Here is a 16,515-nt window from a genome sequence, read left to right on the forward strand (position 1 = left end):
ACCTTTCGTTGCTGTCACCCAGGATGACGAGCGACAGCAACGAAAGGTGACAGCGCGTCAGGCGGTCCGAGAGGCCAGCCAGGCGTCGTACGTCTCGACCCCCGTGCGCCAGGGGTCGTGAGGGACGAGCGCTCCGGAGCGCATCGCCTTCGAGGCTGCGCCCGGCACGACCAGCGGCACGACAGGTGTACGACGGCCGGTGCGGCGCGCAAGTGCGCGCGCCATGTCAACGAGGTCACGCCGCTCGGGGCCGCCGAGCTCGTAGGTGCGGCCTGCCGGCGGGAGGCCCGCGAGATCAAGCAGAGCCTGCGCGACCTCGCGGGCGGCCACCGGGGCGGCGGCGATGCGCGGCATGGCGATGATCGGCCCGAGGCGGCCGCGTCGCGACATCTGCTCGGCGAACTCGTGGAACTGGGTCGCGCGCAGGATCGTGAACGGCCGGCCCGAGTCGCGGACGGCGTGCTCCTGCGCGACCTTGCCGTCGTAGTGGCCGTAGCGCACGCGGTCGACGCCGACGATCGACAGCACCAGGTGGTGCGGGACACCGGCCGCCTGCTCGGCGTCGAGCAGCGTGCGGGTGGTCGTGGTGAAGAAGTCGACCGCGACCTTGCGCTTGACGGTCTCGACGCTCAAGCAGTCGATGACCGCGTCGACTCCGCGCAGGTGTTCGGCCAGGCCGGTGCCGGACGTGAGGTCGACGCCCGTGGAGCGCGAGAGGCTGAGCACCTCGTGCCCGGCGTACTCCGCCTCGCGGACAACGTGCGTGCCGACGACTCCGGTGCCACCGGCGACAGCGATCTTCATCAGGGTGCCTTTCGAGAGATGAATGACTCGCTGCATGGACACGCCTCGGTGCCGCCGCGTGACATGTGCGCCACGAGGCAGTCGCCTCCGGCCTCAGGAGCCCCCGCCGATGATCCCGGTGGTCGCTCCGTGGCGGTGGTAGGAGTCGCCCGGCGAGGTGGGCTCTTGCTCACCGACCCTGCGGAAGTCGTCGTGCGCCGGCTCGTCACGACGCAGCCGGCGACGCAGCAGCAGCGCCGACACGACGAGCAGGGCCAGGACGAGCAGAGTGATCGCGATCATGATGACTTCTCCCCCAAGAACGTGATGTGACCTCCGACGAGGGTGACTCTACGGGCGCCAGGCACGCGGCGCCTAGGGTTGGCCGGTGCAGTGCGACTACTTCGATGCCGGGCAGTGCCGGTCGTGTGCGCTCATGGGTGTCCCGTACGACGTGCAGCTCGCCGACAAGCAGCGGTCGGTGGCCCGGACGCTGGCCGGGCGGGTCGGTGACGTGTGGCTCGACCCGTACGCCACCGTCGAGTCCGGGTTTCGCAACAAGGCCAAGCTGGTCGTCGGCGGCCGCCGTGGCGCCCCGACGCTCGGGATCCTGGACGAGCAGCGGGCAGGCGTCGACCTGAGGCACTGCGGGCTGCATGAGTCGGGGCTCCGGGAGGCGATCCCGGTGCTCGCCGACCTGGTCGCCGAGGCAGGCCTCACGCCGTACGACGTGCCGCGCCGCAGCGGTGAGCTCAAGCATGTGCTCGTCACGCACTCCCCGCACGACGAGCTGATGGTGCGGTTCGTGCTGCGCTCCGAGGGACAGCTGCCGCGGCTGCAGCGCGCGCTGCCGGACCTGCTGGCCGCACTCCCCCGGGCGCGCGTCGTCACGGCCAACCTGCTGCCGGAGCACAAGGCCGCGACCGAGGGTGATCGTGAGGTCGTGCTGACCGAGCACGGGTCGTTGCCGATGCGCGTCAACGACGTCGTCCTGCACCTGCGGCCGCGCAGCTTCTTCCAGACGAGTACGCCGGTGGCGGCTGCGCTCTACCGCCAGGCCGCGCAGTGGGCGGCTGAGATCGAGCCCCGGTCGGTCGTCGACCTCTACTGCGGCGTCGGCGGTTTCGCGCTGCATCTGGCTGGGCAAGGGCGGACCGTGCACGGACTCGAGATCTCGGTCGACGCGGTCGAGAGTGCGCGACTGAGCGCCGTCGAGCTGGCGCAGCGGCGCGACGTCGGAGATGTGACGTTCGGAGCGGGCGACGCGAGCGCGTACACGATGGCGTCGCGGCCGGACCTCGCTGTCGTCAACCCGCCTCGGCGCGGTATCGGCGCGCTGGCGGCCACCCTCGAACGCTCGGGCGTCGCCGAGGTCGTCTACTCCAGCTGCAACGCCTCCAGCCTCGCCGCGGACCTCGAGGCCATGCCGTCGTACGACGTGGTGGCCGCCCGGCTGTTCGACATGTTCCCGCAGACCAGGCACCACGAGGTGATGGTGCGGCTCCGTCGGCGCTGAGCCGCTGTCAGACGCCGATGCGAACATGTGTTCGTGTCGATCAGAGCCCGGCCCGAGGCGTCGATCCTGCACGCCGACCTCGACTCGTTCTACGCCTCGGTCGAGCAGCGTGACGACCCGACGCTGCTCGGTCGGCCGGTGCTGGTGGGCGGCGGCATCGTGCTCGCGGCGTCGTACGAGGCGAAGGCCCGGGGCGTCAGCACGCCGATGAACGAGCGGCGAGCCCGGCTGCTGTGCCCTGACGCGGTGACGGTCCGCCCGCGGATGGAGGCGTACTCCGAGGCGAGCAAGGCGGTGTTCGCGCTCTTCCGCGACACCACGCCGGTCGTCGAGGAGCTCTCGATCGACGAGGCGTTCCTCGACGTCGGTGGGTTGCGGCGGATCAGTGGTTCGCCCGAGGCGATCGGGCGACGCCTGCGCGCGCGGGTGCGTGACGAGGTGGGTCTGCCGATCACCGTGGGCGTGGCGACGACGAAGTTCCTCGCCAAGGTCGCCAGTGCCGTGGCCAAGCCGGACGGTCTGCTGGTCGTGCCGGCCGGCGGTGAGCTCGACTTCCTGCACCCGTTGCCGGTCGAGCGGCTCTGGGGCGTCGGGCCGGTGACGGCCGGGCAGCTGCACGCCCGAGGCATCGCGACGATCGGTCAGCTGGCCGCGCTGTCGGAGTCACGCCTCGTCGACACCGTCGGACTCGCGTCCGGCCGTCACCTGCACGCGCTGGCCCGGGCCCGCGACCCGCGTCCGGTGGAGGTCGGTCGGCGACGACGTTCGATCGGTTCGCAGCGTGCGATGGGGCGTGGACCCAAGACACACGCCGACCTCGAGCGCAGCGTCGTGTCGATCGCCGACAAGCTCGGCAAACGGCTGCGCGCCGCCGACCGGGTCTGCCGAACCGTGGTGCTGCGTCTGCGCTTCGACGACTTCACCCGCATCACCCGGTCGCACACACTCGATGCACCGACGGCGCTGACCGCGACGGTGCTGCGAGCCGCGCAGACGCTGCTGGCCGACGCGATGCCGCTGATCGACGAACGCGGCTGCACGCTGATCGGCCTCACCCTCAGCAACCTCCTCGACGACGACCCGCTGCAGCTGGCGCTCCCGTTCGAGGGTGAGGAGCAGGGGTCGCTCGACGCCACGGTCGACCAGCTGCGTGACCGGTTCGGGGCGGCCATCGTGACCAGGGCGGCGCTGCTCGGCCGCGACGAGCGTGACCCGGTGCCTCTGCTGCCCGGCTGACTGGCACAGTGGCGGTCAGGACGCAGCGGTGAGTCGGAGAGGTGCAGGCGTGGAGCTCGTGCTGAGCAGACCGAACGGCATCCTGGTCGAGCCCGAAAACCCCTGTGGCACAGGCGTTCTCGTGGTCGCAGGGTCGAGCGGTCGCGTCGACGAGGGCCGTGCGCGGCTGCTTGCGCGGCACGGGGCGACCGCGATGTCGATCCAGTGGTTCGGTTGCGAGGGCCAGCCCGACGGTCCGTACGACGTTCCCCTCGAGACCTTCACGGCGGCGCTCGACGAGCTCGCGACGCGCTGCGACCGGCTGGCGATGATCGGTACGTCGTTCGGCGCTGAAGCCACCTTGCTGACGTCCGCGTGCGACCAGCGGGTGACGGCCGCGGTGGCGTTCGCTCCGTCACCCGTCGTGTGGGCAGGCGTACGACCCGACGGATCGGTCACGTCGCACTGGACGCGTGCTGGTGAGCCACTGCCCTACCTACCGTTCGTCGAGCCGTCGCAACCCGTCGGTGACCCGCCCGCGTTCCGGTGTACGTACGCCGAGAGCCTGGCTGCCGCCGCACCCGAAACCGTTGCGGCAGCGACGATCCCGGTCGAGGCTATCGCGGGCGCGGTCGTGCTGATCGCCGGTGGCGACGACCAGGTGTGGCCGGCCGACGCGTGGGTCGACACCATCGCGCGACGTCGTACGGACGCCGGCCGCGAGACCACTGTGGTGACCGCTGCGCGCGCCGGGCACCGCACGGTGCTGCCCGGCGAAGACGTCGTCCGGGCCGGTGCGGCGATCGCCCGCGGCGGCACGCCTGACGCCGACTCCGACCTCGGACGGCGAGCCTGGCCGCACCTCGTGCGTGCCCTGCAGCTGCGGCTTTGACCAGGGGTCAGCGCGGGCGCGGGACGTCGATCGCTCGGCTCAGCGCCAGGGCCGCCGCCCGGTCGCCCTTGACCGAGATCCGGCCCTGGATGCCGGCTCGCACGGTGCTGAGGTTGCCGGTGGCGAGCTTGAGGAAATCGGCGCCGTCCATGCTGATCGTCACGTCGCGATCGGGCGAGTCACCCTCGGAGATGGTGCATCGACCCCCGTCGAACGCCACGACGTAGCGGTCGGGCTCGCCCTCGGCGCCGGACAACCGGAACGCGATGGTCGACGACAACCGAGCACCCTTGCGTGGGTCGATGAAGTCGGGGAACCGACGGAAGATCTCATCGAGCACGACCCGACGGGTGGACCCCGCCATCAGATGCCGCAGGTTGTCGTCGCTGGACCGTCGCACCGCGCCCGCGACCTCGACCGGGTCGAGGTCGCGGGTGTCGACCGGGGAGCCCGGCAGGTCGGGTCGGCTGAAGACCTCCGCGAGGTCGAGTGCGAGCAACCCGTCCCCCTCGACGACCAGATCGCCGGCGATGGCCAGCAGACCGGCGTGCTCCTGACCAGTGACGATCCGCAGCAGGTGGGTCACCGACGTGCGGATGATCGCGTCCCACTCGCCGACCTCGTCGTTCTCGCGCACGTCGCCCCCGTCGAGCACGACCGTGCGGTCCTCGACCAGCTGACCGGAGTGGGTGAGCTCGAAACCGATGACGGCCTTGAGGGCCCGCAGCGGCTCGGGCACGGCGATCTCGGGCAGGTGAGTGATGACCGTGCTGACCAGGGCGTGCCGGACGGTGTCATCTGCGGTGAGGGCCCCGACCTCACGGTCGGTACAGGCGGCGAGCTCGTCGACGACCTGCCGTGGCGTCGTGGAGGCGAGCTGCTCCTCGACCTCGGCGGGTGTGCCGGACAGCAGGCGGACCGACCACGTGCTCAACGGAACCTCCGTGACATGGGTTGAGGTGCGAGGACGGGCGAACGCTCAGGCGCCGATGCCGGTGGCAGCGCGGTGTCGTGTGTCAGCGAAGCGCTCACCCTCGAGCACCGGCACGGCACGGCTGGAGTCGAGCTGTGCCGCGACCAGCACGTCGTCGCGGAAGCCCGCCTCGACGAGCTCCTGGCCGCTCGCGGAGTCCAGCAGCGCCGTACGCAGTGCGCCGGCGATGTCGTCGTACGCCGCGACGGCCGCTCGCGCCTCGGGGCTGAGCTCGTCGGCGAGCGCAGGCTGGTCGGCGAGCACCGCCGAGAGCACCGCGCCGCAGCCCCACAGGTCCTCGACGCTCGGTCGCAACGACCCGTCGGGCCAGCGCTCGCCGGCGGCGACGAACGCGACGGACCGGCCGGGCTCGTGCAGGTGGTCGAGCGCGTGGGCGGCGACGGCGGCGCGGTTGAGCAGGCAGGCGCCCACGACTTCGACGCCGCGGTCACGCAGGGCGGCGCTGATCGTCGATCCGTTGGGTGACGGCAGGACCAGACGCTTCAGGCCGGTCGCCGTGCGCAGGCTGGCCGGTGACAGGCTGACCGCAGCCAACGGCCCCGACTCGCGTGCCTTGAACCGACCCACGGCGTAGCGGGCGTCGCGTGCCTCGGCGAACTCCACGACCGACTCGTCACGCCACTGGTAGGGGTAGACCTCCGCACCCAGGTCGATCGCGACCGTCAGGGTCGTGGTGAAGCTGAGCACGTCGACGACGACCGCCTGGTCGGCGCCGTCGACCACCGACTGCGCGCCCTGAAGGCCCCAGTCGAGGCGGATCCGGTGGCGGTGCTGGCTGTGTGGAGTCCCCATGTCGGCACCCTAGCCCTGCGGGTCTGCGGACTACTGGAACGGCGTCGGGTCTCCTGCGCCGACACGGACGACCTCGGCCGCACCACCCGACATGTCGACGACGGTGGTGGGTTCGAGGCCGCACTCCCCCGAGTCGATCACGGCGTCGAGGACGTGGTCGAGCTCCTCCTTGATCTGCCAGCCGTCGGTGCGAGGTTCGTCGTGATCGGGCAGCAGGAGGGTGCTCGACAGCAACGGTTCGCCGAGCTCCTCCAGGAGAGCCGACGCGACCGGGTGGTCGACGATGCGTACGCCGACGGTGCGCTTCTTGGGGTGCAGCAGTCGCCGCGGGACCTCGCTGGTCGCCGGGAGGATGAACGTGTAGGAGCCGGGCGTCGCAGCCTTCACGGCCCGGAACATCCAGTTGTCGAGCTGGACGAGCTGGCCGAGCTGGGCGAAGTCACGGCACACCAGCGTGAAGTGGTGCTTTGCGTCGAGGTGGCGGATGCGGGTGATCCGTTCCTTGCCGTCCGGGTTGCCGAGCCGGCACCCGAGCGCGAAGCAGGAGTCGGTCGGGTAGGCGATCAGACCACCGTCGCGGATCAGGTCGGCCGCCTGCCGGATCAGCCGCGGTTGCGGGTCCTGCGGATGCACATCGAGGTAGCGCGCCATCCGGCCACGGTAGGAGGTGGCGTCGTCGGTGACCAGGGTCTGCGAAACTCACTCCCGTGCTCGTCGACCTCGCCGATGTCCTGCGTGACGCAGCCGCGGGCCGCTTTCCCGCCGTCGACGGCGGATGGGAGCGCGCTCGTACCTGGCACCCGCACGTCGAGGCCGTCGTCGCGTTCACCGGCCACGCCTACCTCGCGGTGCGTGACGACCTCGTCACACAGCTGCCCGTCGACCGGCTCGACGGGTTCGGTGGCGCTCACGACCCGCGAGTGGTGGCCGCGCTCGCACGAGGCGGGTGGATCGACAGCCTCGATGCGCTGCTCGTCCATCCCGGTCAGGCGCGCGCTCGGGGCGGTCTCGTCGAGCGTCCCGACCTGGGCCACCACCCGCGGGCGCAGCTGGCGCGGCGTATGCGCCGTGACGTCCGTGTGCTCGGACGCGCGGACCCGAGGAGCACTGACCTGGTGACGATGTCGACCGGCATCGCAGGTCTGACCGAGCTGGGCGTCGAGACGGGTGGCGGCACCAGATCCGGGCGCAGTCTGATCGAGGCTGCGCTCGCGTCGGTGAACGGTCCGGTCGTGGCCGCCGTCGCACCCGGCAACGCCCGCGCGTTGCGTGCGTTCCTCGCCACCGGCTTCGTGCCGGTCGGCTCGGTGCAGCTCTTCGGCCGGGACGAGGGCTCAGGCGCGCCGGCTGACGGCTGAGCGCACGAGGTCGACGTAGCCGGACAGGATCAACGGCCAGTCGTTGAACCGGTGGCGATCCGTGGAGTTGTCCCGTGTCCACCCGCCGTGACGGAGCGTCATCCGGCAGCCCGTGTCGTGGTCGAGCATCTGCACGCGCACCACGCTCGGGACACCGCTGGCGTGTGCGAACGAGAAGGTGTGCTCGAGCAGATGACCCGGCTCGATGCGGCGTACGACTCCCCACTCGTCGTCGTAGCCGCGGTACCGCGCGATCACCCGACCACCGACACGCGGCTGGACCACGACTCCTTCGTACGTCGCCGGGTCGCTGGTGAAGGCCCCTGGCCACCACTGACCGATCCGGTCGACGTAGAGGTAGAACGCCTGTCGAGCCGGTGCCGGCAGGTCGTAGGACAGCACGACGTCCTCGGCTGGCATGGATCATCCTCTCATTCCCTGTCACCGCTCAGTCTGCGGTGACAGGGGCGCAGTGCGGCCAGGCGATTTCCGGTTGTGGAAATCCGCCTGGCCAGAGAGGGGGGTGTGGACGAGCGGGGTCAGGCGTCCTTGACGGTCGTGGTGACCTCGGTCGGCAGCATCACGGTGCGCGACACGGTGCACAACCGCTCGTGCGACTGGCGGGCCGCGTCGGGCAGTACGGCGCGGGCCTTGTCACCGTCCTCGCCCTCGGGGAAGGTCACCTCGAACGTCACCGTGATCGGGCCCATGTGGTTGCCCTGGTCATCGCGCAGCTTGTCACCTCCGGCGGTGACCTCGAACGACGACGGCTCGCTGCGGCGGGTGGTGAGGATGTCGACGTCGATGGCCGAGCACCCCGCGATGGCGGTGAGCAGCAGCTCGACGGGCGTGAAGTCGTCGTCGCTGCCGCTGCCGAACGCCAGGGTGCCTCCCCGGGCATTGGTCGCGGTGAACCGGCCGGCGGAGTCACGGACGAGCGAGACGGAACGGTGGGCGCTGGGGGTCGTCATGCAGACAGCCTGCCAGTAGCCTCCGGACGTGTGAGCGCCGAACCATCCTTCCCGCAGGGCCGCCTCGTCCTTCTCCGCCACGGTGAGACCGAGTGGAGCAAGTCGGGTCAGCACACCGGCACGACCGACATCCCTCTGACCGCTGTCGGCGAGCAGGCAGCGCGAGACACTGCGGCGCTGCTCGAGGCCTACGACATCGTCGGTGTCCACTGCTCACCCCTGACGCGGGCCCGGCGTACGGCCGAGCTCGCGGGACTCACCGACTACGTCGTCGACGAGGACCTGCGTGAGTGGGACTACGGCGCGTACGAGGGCATGACGACACCGCAGGTGCGCGAACAGCTCGGTTACCAGTGGGAGATCTTCGAGCACGGCGTGGCGCCGGGCGCGACTCCCGGCGAGACGGTCGAGGACGTCGCGGCCCGTGCGAGCCACGTGCTGCAACGCGTCTGGCCGCAGCTGCACGAGGGTGATGTCGTCCTGGTCGCGCACGGCCACCTGCTGCGCATCCTCACGACCGTGTGGCTGCGCGAGCAACCCAGGTTCGGGGCCAAGATCTCGTTGGACGCAGGATCGGTGAGCGTGCTCGGCGAGCACCACGACGTGCCGACCATCGACGTCTGGAACCGCGTCACCTGACGTCGAGAACCGAGTGACACCAAGGGCTCGGCTACGACGGCAGGTCCCAGGTGTGCACCGGCTCGTTGCTGTGCATGCCCTCGACGTAGCGCTCGAGCATCCCGTGCAGCGCCGTACGCCGGTCCTGCCCCTTGTCCTCGAGGCGTTCGACGCACGCGATCTGCCACGAGGCGCCGTTCATCTCCTTGCGGCACCGGTCCTCCAGGACGCCGAGGTAGCGATCACGGACCTCCGTCGCAACGCCCCAGCGCTCCAGGCCCTCGTGGGCCATCGGCAGCAGGTGGCGCAGCACCAGCTCATCGGCCGGCACCTCACCGAAACCCGGCCAGTAGACCCGGGCGTCGATGCCGCGGCGGGCGCCCTGGCGGAAGTTCTCCTCCGCAGCCGCGAAGCTCATACGGGTCCACACCGGCCGGTCGCTCTCGGCGAGCATCCGGACCACGCCGTAGTAGAACGCCGAGTTGGCCATGCAGTCGACGATCGTCGGACCGGCGGGCAGGACCCGGTTCTCGACACGCAGGTGCGGGCGTTCGCCGACGATGTCGTAGATCGGCCGGTTCCAGCGGTAGACGGTGCCGTTGTGCAGCCGCAGCTCGGCCAGCTCGGGCGCCTTGCCCTCGTCGAGCAGCGCGACCGGGTCCTCGTCCGAGGTCTCGGGGAGCAGGGCCGGGTAGTACAGGACGTTCTCCTCGAACAGGTCGAAGATCGAGGTGATCCAGCGTTCGCCGAACCACACCCGCGGCCGCACACCCTGGTTCTTCAGCTCGATCGACCGGGTGTCGGTGGCCTGCTGGAACACCTCGACGCGGCTCTCGTGCCACAGCTGACGACCGAAGAAGTAGGGCGAGTTGGCGCCGATGGCCAGCTGGATGGACGACAGCGCCTGCGCGGCATTCCAGTGCGCCGCGAACTCGCTGGGCTGAACCTGCAGGTGCAGCTGCACCGAGGTGCACGCGGACTCGGGCGCGATGGAGTCGGCGTACGTCGCGAGCTGTTCGCCCGAAGGCCCTTCGATGTCGATCCACAGGTCCTCGCCCCGGGCGGCGAAGATCGCCTCGTTGAGGGCGGCGTACCGGGCGTTGGCGCTCATCCACTCGGGGTGGAAGTGCTCGGGCATCAGCGTCGGGAGGATGCCGATCATCACGATGTGGGCGCCGGTCTCACCGGCCATCCGCTCGGCGCGGTTGAGGCTCTCGCGCAGGTCCTTCTCGAGGTCGAGCGCGGCGCGGCCGGGCAGCGGCCGCGGGTCGACGTTGAGCTCGATGTTGTACTGGCCGAGCTCGGTCTGGTAGTCCGGGTCGGCGATCTTGTCGAGCACCTCGGCGTTGGTCATCGTCGGCTCGTACTGCCCGTCGACGAGGTTGAGCTCGATCTCCATACCGGTGAGCGGCCTGTCGAACTCGAAGCTGCTCGTCGTGAGCATGCGTTCGAAGACGTCCAGGTCCTGACGGACCTTCTCGCGGTAGCGCTGGCGCTGCTCACGTGTGTACGTGGTGCTGCTGACGTCCTCGCCCATGCGCACACCTCACCACAGGCGCCCCTGTGGTGTCAGCATCCGGTGACGACCTTTCGTCGGCCGGGTTCCCGGCTCGCCGCCGCGGCTCCGCTGCCCTGTCGGCGCTGTCTCCTAGCCTGCGAGACATGCGGTTCCTGCACACCTCCGACTGGCACCTGGGACGGTCGTTCCACGGCGTCGGGCTGCTCGGTGCGCAGGAGCGCTACCTCGACCACCTCGTCGAGGTCGCACGCGAGGAGCACATCGACGCGGTCCTCGTCTCGGGTGACGTCTACGACCGGGCGCTGCCCTCACCCGACACTGTCGCGCTCCTGGACGACGCGCTCGTCCGGCTGCTCGACACGGGGGCGCAGGTGATCGTCTCCAGCGGCAACCACGACTCCGCGACGCGCCTCGGGTTCGCCTCGCGGCTGCTCGAGCGGTCGGGCCTGCACATCCGTACGTCGGCCGGTTCGGTGGGCACACCCGTCACCGTCGGCGACACGCACGTCTACCCCATCCCCTACCTCGAGCCTGCGCTCGCCGCGCCGGTGCTCAAGGCGGACGAACGCACCCATGCCGGGGTCCTGCGCGCAGCGATGTCCAGGGTCCGGGCCGACCTCGGCCGGCGCGGAGGGCGCTCGGTCGTCATGGCCCATTCGTTCGTCACCGGCGCCACCACCTCCGACTCCGAGCGCGACATCAGTGTGGGCGGCATGGGGGCCGTTCCCGTCAACGTCTTCGACAGTGTCGACTACGCCGCCCTGGGGCACCTGCACCGTCCGCAGCAGCCCGCAGAGCACGTCCGCTACTGCGGCTCGCCGGTGGCCATGTCGTTCAGCGAGGCAGGGCACACCAAGAGCACGCTCCTCGTCGATCTCGCCGGGGCGGCACCGGCGTACGACGAGGTGGTCGCGCCGACCGAGCGACCCCTCGCGCGGCTGCGCGGCACGCTCGAGCAGCTGCTCCGCGACCCGTCGTACGCCGAAGCCGAGAACGCCTGGTGCCAGGTCACGCTGACCGACGAGCGTCGTCCGCGAGCGGCGATGGACGCCGTGCGCTCACGTTTCCCGCACACACTCCAGCTGTTGTTCGACAGCCCGGCGGACGCCTTCGCCCAGCGCAGCTATGCGCGTCGTGTCCAGGGTCGTGCCGACCTCGACCTGTGCTGCGACTTCCTCGAGCACGTGCGTGGCGGCGTCGACACCAGCGTCGACGAGCGCGAGCTGCTGCGCGACGCGCTCGGCGCCGCCGCCTCCGCACGACACGAGCACGACGACGAGGGCGGGCTCACCGACGGCCGCAGCGGCGCAGCATGAGACTGCACCATCTGCGGATCGAGGCCTTCGGTCCGTTCGCGGCGGCCGAGGAGATCGACTTCGACGCGCTGAGCGCACACGGCCTGCACCTCATCCACGGTGCGACCGGCGCCGGCAAGACCACGATCCTGGACGCGATCTGCTTCGCCTTGTTCGGTCAGCTGCCGGGCGCGCGTCGCGGGCAGCGCGACAGCCTGCGCAGCGATCACGCCCCGGCCGGTGCCGAGCCGCGTGTGGTGCTGGAGCTGACGCTCAGCGGTCGCCGTCTGCGTCTCGATCGCTCCCCCGAGCACCTCGCACCCAAGAAGCGCGGCACCGGCACGACGAGACGCCAGGCCAAGGTGGTGCTGTCCGAGCGCACGTCCTCAGGGTGGGTCGGTGTCAGCCACCGCAACGACGAGGTGGGCGACTTCATCGGCCAGGGGCTCGGCATGGGACTGGAGCAGTTCGCTCAGGTGGTGCTCCTCCCCCAAGGGCAGTTCGCGGCCTTTCTGCAGGCACGGCCGGACGACCGGGGGCGCGTGCTGCGCCACCTGTTCGACATCGACCGCTTCCTCGACCTCGAGACCTGGCTTGCCGAGCAGCGTCGTGAGTCCGCGACCGCTGTTCAGGACGCGTCCGCCGCCATGACCGCGGCGGTGGTCCAGCTGCAGGGCGTGCTCAGCGACGTCCCCGATGACTCCGCCGTCACCGACGTCACCGAGTGGGGCTCGTTGCCGCTCGGCGCCCTACGTGAGCGCCTCGAGGCCGAGCAGACGAGGGTCGGGGCCGCGGTCACTGTCGCGATGGCTGAGGCAGAGCATGCCGAGACGGCCGCCGACCGTGCCCGCGACGCGGTCACCGCTGCTGAGCGTGCGGTCGAGCTGCGCCGGCTCGGAGTCGAGGCCCAGCAGGAGACAGCCGCCCTCGAGTCCGATCGTGAGGCGGACGCCGCTCAGCGGATCGAGCTCGACGGCGCCCGTCGTGCTGCCTACGTCCGGGCCAGCGCGGTCGCCGCGACCCGCGCCCGCGGTGAGCTCGACCGGGCACGAGACGAGGCGAGCACGGCCGATCGGAGCCTGCTCGCCGCCGCTCCGCATCTGGCTACTTCCCTCGAGGCGACCGACGACGTCGAGTCGTCCGCCCCGCAGGCCGACACGCTCTTCACGCTCGCGACCGACGTTGTCGCTGACGGGCGGGTGTCGTACGACGCGTGGCTCGCCTCGGTCGAGGCGGGACGCGAGGCGCTGCGACAGCACCAGATGGTGGTGCGTGAGCACCAGGCGGCCCGTCGAGCCGTCAGTCGGAGCGAGGCGGCTCTCACCTCGAGCCATTCACGTCGTGACGTGCAGACCTCGCTGGTCGCCGATCTGCAGGGGCGGCTCGACGAGCTTGCCGACGCACAGGCCGATCATGCGACCGCGGTCGCCGAGCTCGCGGCAGCCGACGAGCGCGCACGGCTGGTCCAGCACGCACGCGCCCAGCACGACCGGGTGCGCGCCGCGGCCAGCGCGGTGTCGGCGTCCGAACGCACGCACCGCACCTCAGCAGTGGCGTTCCAGGAAGCCGAGTCAGAGGTGCTGCGCCTGCGCGGCGCGCGGCTCGGCCACCTCGCGGCCACCCTGGCCGAAGGCCTCCAACCAGGCGAGGCGTGCCCCGTGTGCGGGTCGGTCGAGCACCCGGAGCCGGCAGCACCGTCGTCAGCACACGTGACGGATGACGAGGTCGAGCGCGCCGAGGCCCGCGCGCGTGACGCGGGCGATGAATACCGACGTCGTGAGGGTGAGCTCGCTGCGGCCCGCGAACGCCTCGCCGCCGGCCGCGCGCAGCTCGAGACGTCGTGCCGCGCCCTGGACGAAGCCAGTGACTGGGCAGAGGCGATCCGCGCCGAGGAGGTCGCCGGTCCGTTGGCGCAGCTCGAGGACACGTCCGCGCACCAGGTCGAGCTCGCCCGCGAGTCGGCCCGCCGCGCGGAGCAGGCGCTCACGCAGCGGCGCCGGGTCGCGGAGCAGCTGCGAGCAGCCGAGGCCGAGCGTGCGCAGGTCGAGCGTGACGTGGCGGTCCACACGGCGGATGTCGCGCGTGAGCGAGCGCGGCTCGACGAGCTCGACGAGAGGGCCGACGCCCTGCTCACGCGTCACGACCAGACCTGTGTGTGCGTCGAGGGCAGCGCGGCCTCGACCGATCTCAATGACCTCAGCCGTGACGGCCGCCACGACCTGGTCGAACAACGTCTGCGCGTGGCGTCGACGGCGCAGCGGGCGCTCGTCCAGGCGAAGCTGCTCGACCGGCGTGCGCAGTCCGACCTCGACGCGCTGCTGGCCGAGCACGCCTTCGCCGACGTCGAGGCGGCCGACACGGCGTGGCGTCCGGCCGAGCGGATCGCCGAGCTCGAGAGGACACAGCACGAGCGTCACGCACGACGCGAGCGCGCGTCGGCCGTGCTCGAGCGTCAGGACGTAGTGGAGGCGTTGGCGGTCGAGGCGCCCGACCTCGACGCGTTGCGCGCGACAGCCCGTACGACGGCGACGCTCGCCCGCGACAACCAGGTGGTCATGGTCACGACGCAGAGGGCACTCGGGCGTCTGCGTGAGGTGGCGCGAGCTCTGGAGACCGCGGCGACCCGGCTCGCTCCCCTGCGCGAGCGCCACGAGCGCGTCACGGCTCTTGCCGACGTGGTCAACGGCGGAGGCGACAACCTCAAGAAGATGCGGCTGTCGTCGTACGTCCTCGCGGCCCGGCTCGAGGAGGTCACCCGGCTGGCCAACGAACGGCTGGCGGTCATGAGCGAAGGACGCTTCGAGCTGGCTCATTCCGATGAGCGAGCCAAGGGCGGCCTGCGCAGCGGACTCGGACTCGTCGTCCACGACGCGTGGACAGGTCAGACGCGTGAGCCGGCCACGTTGTCCGGCGGTGAGTCCTTCCTGGCCTCCCTTGCGCTGGCGCTGGGGCTCGGTGAGGCGGTGCGCCAGGACTCCGGAGGCATCGAGCTGCAGACGCTGTTCGTCGACGAGGGGTTCGGCTCGCTGGACGACCAGAGCCTGGAGCAGGTCATGGCCGTCCTGGATGACCTGCGGGCAGGTGGGCGCACCGTCGGGATCGTCAGCCACGTGCGCGAGCTGCGCGACCGGGTTCCGGCGCAGGTCGTCGTCACCAAGACCGAGACCGGGTCGACGATCTCGGTGCGCACCCCCACCGAGCACGCCGCCTGAGGTGACGTGTCGACGGTGCGTCCGTCGCGACGCGCGCCGGTCGTACGGCGGACGCGCCACGACGCGCGTACTGCGCTGTGCCAGTCTGAGCGCGTGCGACAGATCCGACAGTCCGACAAGCTGAAGAACGTCCGGTACGACGTGCGTGGGCCGATCCTGGTCGAGGCCCAGCGTCTGGAGGCAGAGGGCCATCGTGTCCTCAAGCTCAACATCGGCAACCCCGCGCCGTTCGGCTTCGAGGCCCCCGAGGCGATCGTGGCCGACGTGACGCACCACCTCGCCGAGTCGCAGGGCTACTCCGACTCCCGCGGCATCTACTCCGCCCGGACCGCAGTCGCCCAGTACTACCAGGGCCGAGGTCTGCGCGACACGGCCGTCGAGGACATCTTCATCGGCAACGGGGTCTCCGAGCTGATCTCGATGGTGCTGCAGGCGTTCGTCGACGACGGCAACGAGATCCTCGTCCCTGCACCGGACTACCCGCTGTGGACGGGCGCGGTCTCGCTCTCGGGCGGCAAGCCGGTGCACTACCTGTGCGACGAGGACAACGGCTGGCAGCCGGACCTGGAGGACATCGAGTCCAAGATCACCGACGCCACCCAGGCGATCGTGATCATCAACCCCAACAACCCGACGGGTGCGGTCTACTCCGAGCAGCTCGTGCGCGACCTGGTCGACATCGCGCGCCGCCACGACCTGGTCGTCTTCAGTGACGAGATCTACGAGAAGATCATCTTCGAAGACCTGCAGCACCATCACACGGCGGCGTTCACCGGCGACGACGTGCTGTGCCTGACCTTCAGCGGTCTGTCCAAGGCCTACCGGGTCTGCGGCTATCGCGCCGGCTGGCTGATGATCTCCGGCCCCCAGCACCTCGCGACCGACTTCCTCGAGGGCCTCACGCTGCTGGCCAACATGCGCATGTGCGCCAACGTCCCGGCTCAGCACGCCATCCAGACCGCGCTCGGTGGGTACCAGTCGATCGACGACCTCATCGTCCCGGGCGGTCGGTTCTACGAGCAGAGCATGACCGCGTACAAGCTCCTCAACGACATCCCGGGCGTCAGCTGTGTCCGGCCGCAGGGCGCGCTCTACTGCTTCCCGCGACTGGACCCGGAGGTCTACCCGATCGACGACGACGAGGCGTTCGTGATGGGTCTGCTGCGGTCCAAGAAGCTCCTGGTCACGCACGGCACAGGGTTCAACTGGCCCGAGCCTGATCACTTCAGGCTGGTCACGCTGCCCGATGTGGAGATGCTCACCGAGGCCATCGGTCGCATCGCCGAGCACCTCGAGACGCTGCGCGGCTGAGCCGACGGCGTACGACGAAGGGCCGCCCGCAGCACGCGG

16 protein-coding genes are annotated in these 16,515 nt (G+C 70.7%); 8 read left to right on the forward strand and 8 right to left on the reverse strand.

Annotated elements, in window-relative coordinates; genetic code table 11:
• Positions 1-57: 57 nt before the first annotated feature.
• Complete coding sequence (locus tag VV01_RS08065; RefSeq protein ID WP_050669433.1) at positions 58-804, reverse strand: SDR family oxidoreductase; 747 nt, start codon at positions 802-804, stop codon at positions 58-60.
• Between the two features lie 93 nt (positions 805-897).
• Complete coding sequence (locus VV01_RS08070; protein ID WP_050669434.1) at positions 898-1,086, reverse strand: hypothetical protein; 189 nt, start codon at positions 1,084-1,086, stop codon at positions 898-900.
• An 85-nt stretch (positions 1,087-1,171) separates the two neighbouring features.
• On the opposite strand from VV01_RS08070, the gene VV01_RS08075 reads away from it, so the two are divergent.
• From VV01_RS08075 to VV01_RS08085, 3 genes are read left to right on the forward strand one after another with little or no spacing between them, the layout of a single operon-like run.
• Positions 1,172-2,299, forward strand: a complete 1,128-nt coding sequence (locus VV01_RS08075; protein WP_050669435.1) for a methyltransferase domain-containing protein — start codon at positions 1,172-1,174, stop codon at positions 2,297-2,299.
• A gap of 33 nt (positions 2,300-2,332) precedes the next feature.
• The gene (gene dinB, locus VV01_RS08080; protein WP_231635188.1) at positions 2,333-3,535 is read left to right on the forward strand and encodes a DNA polymerase IV; all 1,203 of its coding nucleotides are present in this window, start codon (positions 2,333-2,335) and stop codon (positions 3,533-3,535) included.
• A gap of 49 nt (positions 3,536-3,584) precedes the next feature.
• Positions 3,585-4,406, forward strand: a complete 822-nt coding sequence (locus VV01_RS08085; protein WP_050669437.1) for an acyl-CoA thioester hydrolase/BAAT C-terminal domain-containing protein — start codon at positions 3,585-3,587, stop codon at positions 4,404-4,406.
• 7 nt (positions 4,407-4,413) lie between these two features.
• Here VV01_RS08085 and VV01_RS08090 read toward each other — a convergent pair whose 3' ends face one another.
• The 3 genes from VV01_RS08090 to VV01_RS08100 are packed head-to-tail and all read right to left on the reverse strand — an operon-like array spanning position 4,414 to position 6,843.
• Complete coding sequence (locus VV01_RS08090) at positions 4,414-5,340, reverse strand: SCP2 sterol-binding domain-containing protein (RefSeq protein ID WP_050669438.1); 927 nt, start codon at positions 5,338-5,340, stop codon at positions 4,414-4,416.
• A 45-nt stretch (positions 5,341-5,385) separates the two neighbouring features.
• Positions 5,386-6,192: a 2-phosphosulfolactate phosphatase gene (locus tag VV01_RS08095; protein ID WP_050669439.1), complete on the reverse strand. Its 807-nt coding sequence runs from the start codon at positions 6,190-6,192 to the stop codon at positions 5,386-5,388.
• A gap of 30 nt (positions 6,193-6,222) precedes the next feature.
• On the reverse strand, positions 6,223-6,843 hold the full coding sequence (locus VV01_RS08100; protein WP_050669440.1) for an L-threonylcarbamoyladenylate synthase: 621 nt from the start codon (positions 6,841-6,843) through the stop codon (positions 6,223-6,225).
• A 56-nt stretch (positions 6,844-6,899) separates the two neighbouring features.
• Between VV01_RS08100 and VV01_RS08105 the strand changes: the two genes are divergently transcribed.
• Entirely contained in the window at positions 6,900-7,550 is a 651-nt protein-coding gene (locus VV01_RS08105; RefSeq protein WP_050669441.1) for a hypothetical protein, read from the forward strand.
• Here VV01_RS08105 and VV01_RS08110 read toward each other — a convergent pair.
• Both VV01_RS08110 and VV01_RS08115 read right to left on the reverse strand, forming a co-directional pair.
• Positions 7,527-7,970: an SRPBCC domain-containing protein gene (locus VV01_RS08110; protein ID WP_050669442.1), complete on the reverse strand. Its 444-nt coding sequence runs from the start codon at positions 7,968-7,970 to the stop codon at positions 7,527-7,529. The two genes, VV01_RS08105 and VV01_RS08110, sit on opposite strands and share 24 nt — an antisense overlap.
• 119 nt (positions 7,971-8,089) lie before the next feature.
• Entirely contained in the window at positions 8,090-8,521 is a 432-nt protein-coding gene (locus tag VV01_RS08115) for an OsmC family protein (protein WP_050669443.1), read from the reverse strand.
• Positions 8,522-8,551: 30 nt separating this feature from the next.
• On the opposite strand from VV01_RS08115, the gene VV01_RS08120 reads away from it, so the two are divergent.
• Positions 8,552-9,160, forward strand: coding sequence for a histidine phosphatase family protein (locus VV01_RS08120; RefSeq protein ID WP_050669444.1), 609 nt, complete (start codon positions 8,552-8,554; stop codon positions 9,158-9,160).
• 31 nt (positions 9,161-9,191) lie between these two features.
• Here VV01_RS08120 and VV01_RS08125 read toward each other — a convergent pair whose 3' ends face one another.
• Entirely contained in the window at positions 9,192-10,676 is a 1,485-nt protein-coding gene (locus VV01_RS08125) for a glutamate-cysteine ligase family protein (protein ID WP_050669445.1), read from the reverse strand.
• Positions 10,677-10,801: 125 nt separating this feature from the next.
• On the opposite strand from VV01_RS08125, the gene VV01_RS08130 reads away from it, so the two are divergent.
• The 3 genes from VV01_RS08130 to VV01_RS08140 all read left to right on the forward strand — a co-directional run bounded on the left by VV01_RS08130 (position 10,802) and on the right by VV01_RS08140 (position 16,476).
• Entirely contained in the window at positions 10,802-11,974 is a 1,173-nt protein-coding gene (locus tag VV01_RS08130) for an exonuclease SbcCD subunit D (protein WP_050669446.1), read from the forward strand.
• Entirely contained in the window at positions 11,971-15,165 is a 3,195-nt protein-coding gene (locus VV01_RS08135; RefSeq protein WP_050669447.1) for an AAA family ATPase, read from the forward strand. Before VV01_RS08130 ends, VV01_RS08135 begins: the two co-directional genes overlap by 4 nt.
• 93 nt (positions 15,166-15,258) lie before the next feature.
• Positions 15,259-16,476, forward strand: a complete 1,218-nt coding sequence (locus VV01_RS08140; RefSeq protein ID WP_050671805.1) for a pyridoxal phosphate-dependent aminotransferase — start codon at positions 15,259-15,261, stop codon at positions 16,474-16,476.
• Positions 16,477-16,515: the final 39 nt, after the last annotated feature.

The organism is Luteipulveratus halotolerans (genome assembly GCF_001247745.1).
Classification (GTDB): domain Bacteria; phylum Actinomycetota; class Actinomycetes; order Actinomycetales; family Dermatophilaceae; genus Luteipulveratus; species Luteipulveratus halotolerans.

Excerpts from the sequence above, each read along its gene's own strand:
- VV01_RS08100 (WP_050669440.1), bottom strand. The coding sequence starts at position 6,843 with ATGGCGCGCTACCTCGATGTGCATCCGCAGGACCCGCAACCGCGGCTG.
- VV01_RS08125 (WP_050669445.1), bottom strand. The coding sequence starts at position 10,676 with ATGGGCGAGGACGTCAGCAGCACCACGTACACACGTGAGCAGCGCCAG.
- VV01_RS08070 (WP_050669434.1), bottom strand. The coding sequence starts at position 1,086 with ATGATCGCGATCACTCTGCTCGTCCTGGCCCTGCTCGTCGTGTCGGCG.
- VV01_RS08095 (WP_050669439.1), bottom strand. The coding sequence starts at position 6,192 with ATGGGGACTCCACACAGCCAGCACCGCCACCGGATCCGCCTCGACTGG.
- VV01_RS08130 (WP_050669446.1), top strand. The coding sequence starts at position 10,802 with ATGCGGTTCCTGCACACCTCCGACTGGCACCTGGGACGGTCGTTCCAC.
- VV01_RS08110 (WP_050669442.1), bottom strand. The coding sequence starts at position 7,970 with ATGCCAGCCGAGGACGTCGTGCTGTCCTACGACCTGCCGGCACCGGCT.
- VV01_RS08115 (WP_050669443.1), bottom strand. The coding sequence starts at position 8,521 with ATGACGACCCCCAGCGCCCACCGTTCCGTCTCGCTCGTCCGTGACTCC.
- VV01_RS08135 (WP_050669447.1), top strand. The coding sequence starts at position 11,971 with ATGAGACTGCACCATCTGCGGATCGAGGCCTTCGGTCCGTTCGCGGCG.
- VV01_RS08065 (WP_050669433.1), bottom strand. The coding sequence starts at position 804 with ATGAAGATCGCTGTCGCCGGTGGCACCGGAGTCGTCGGCACGCACGTT.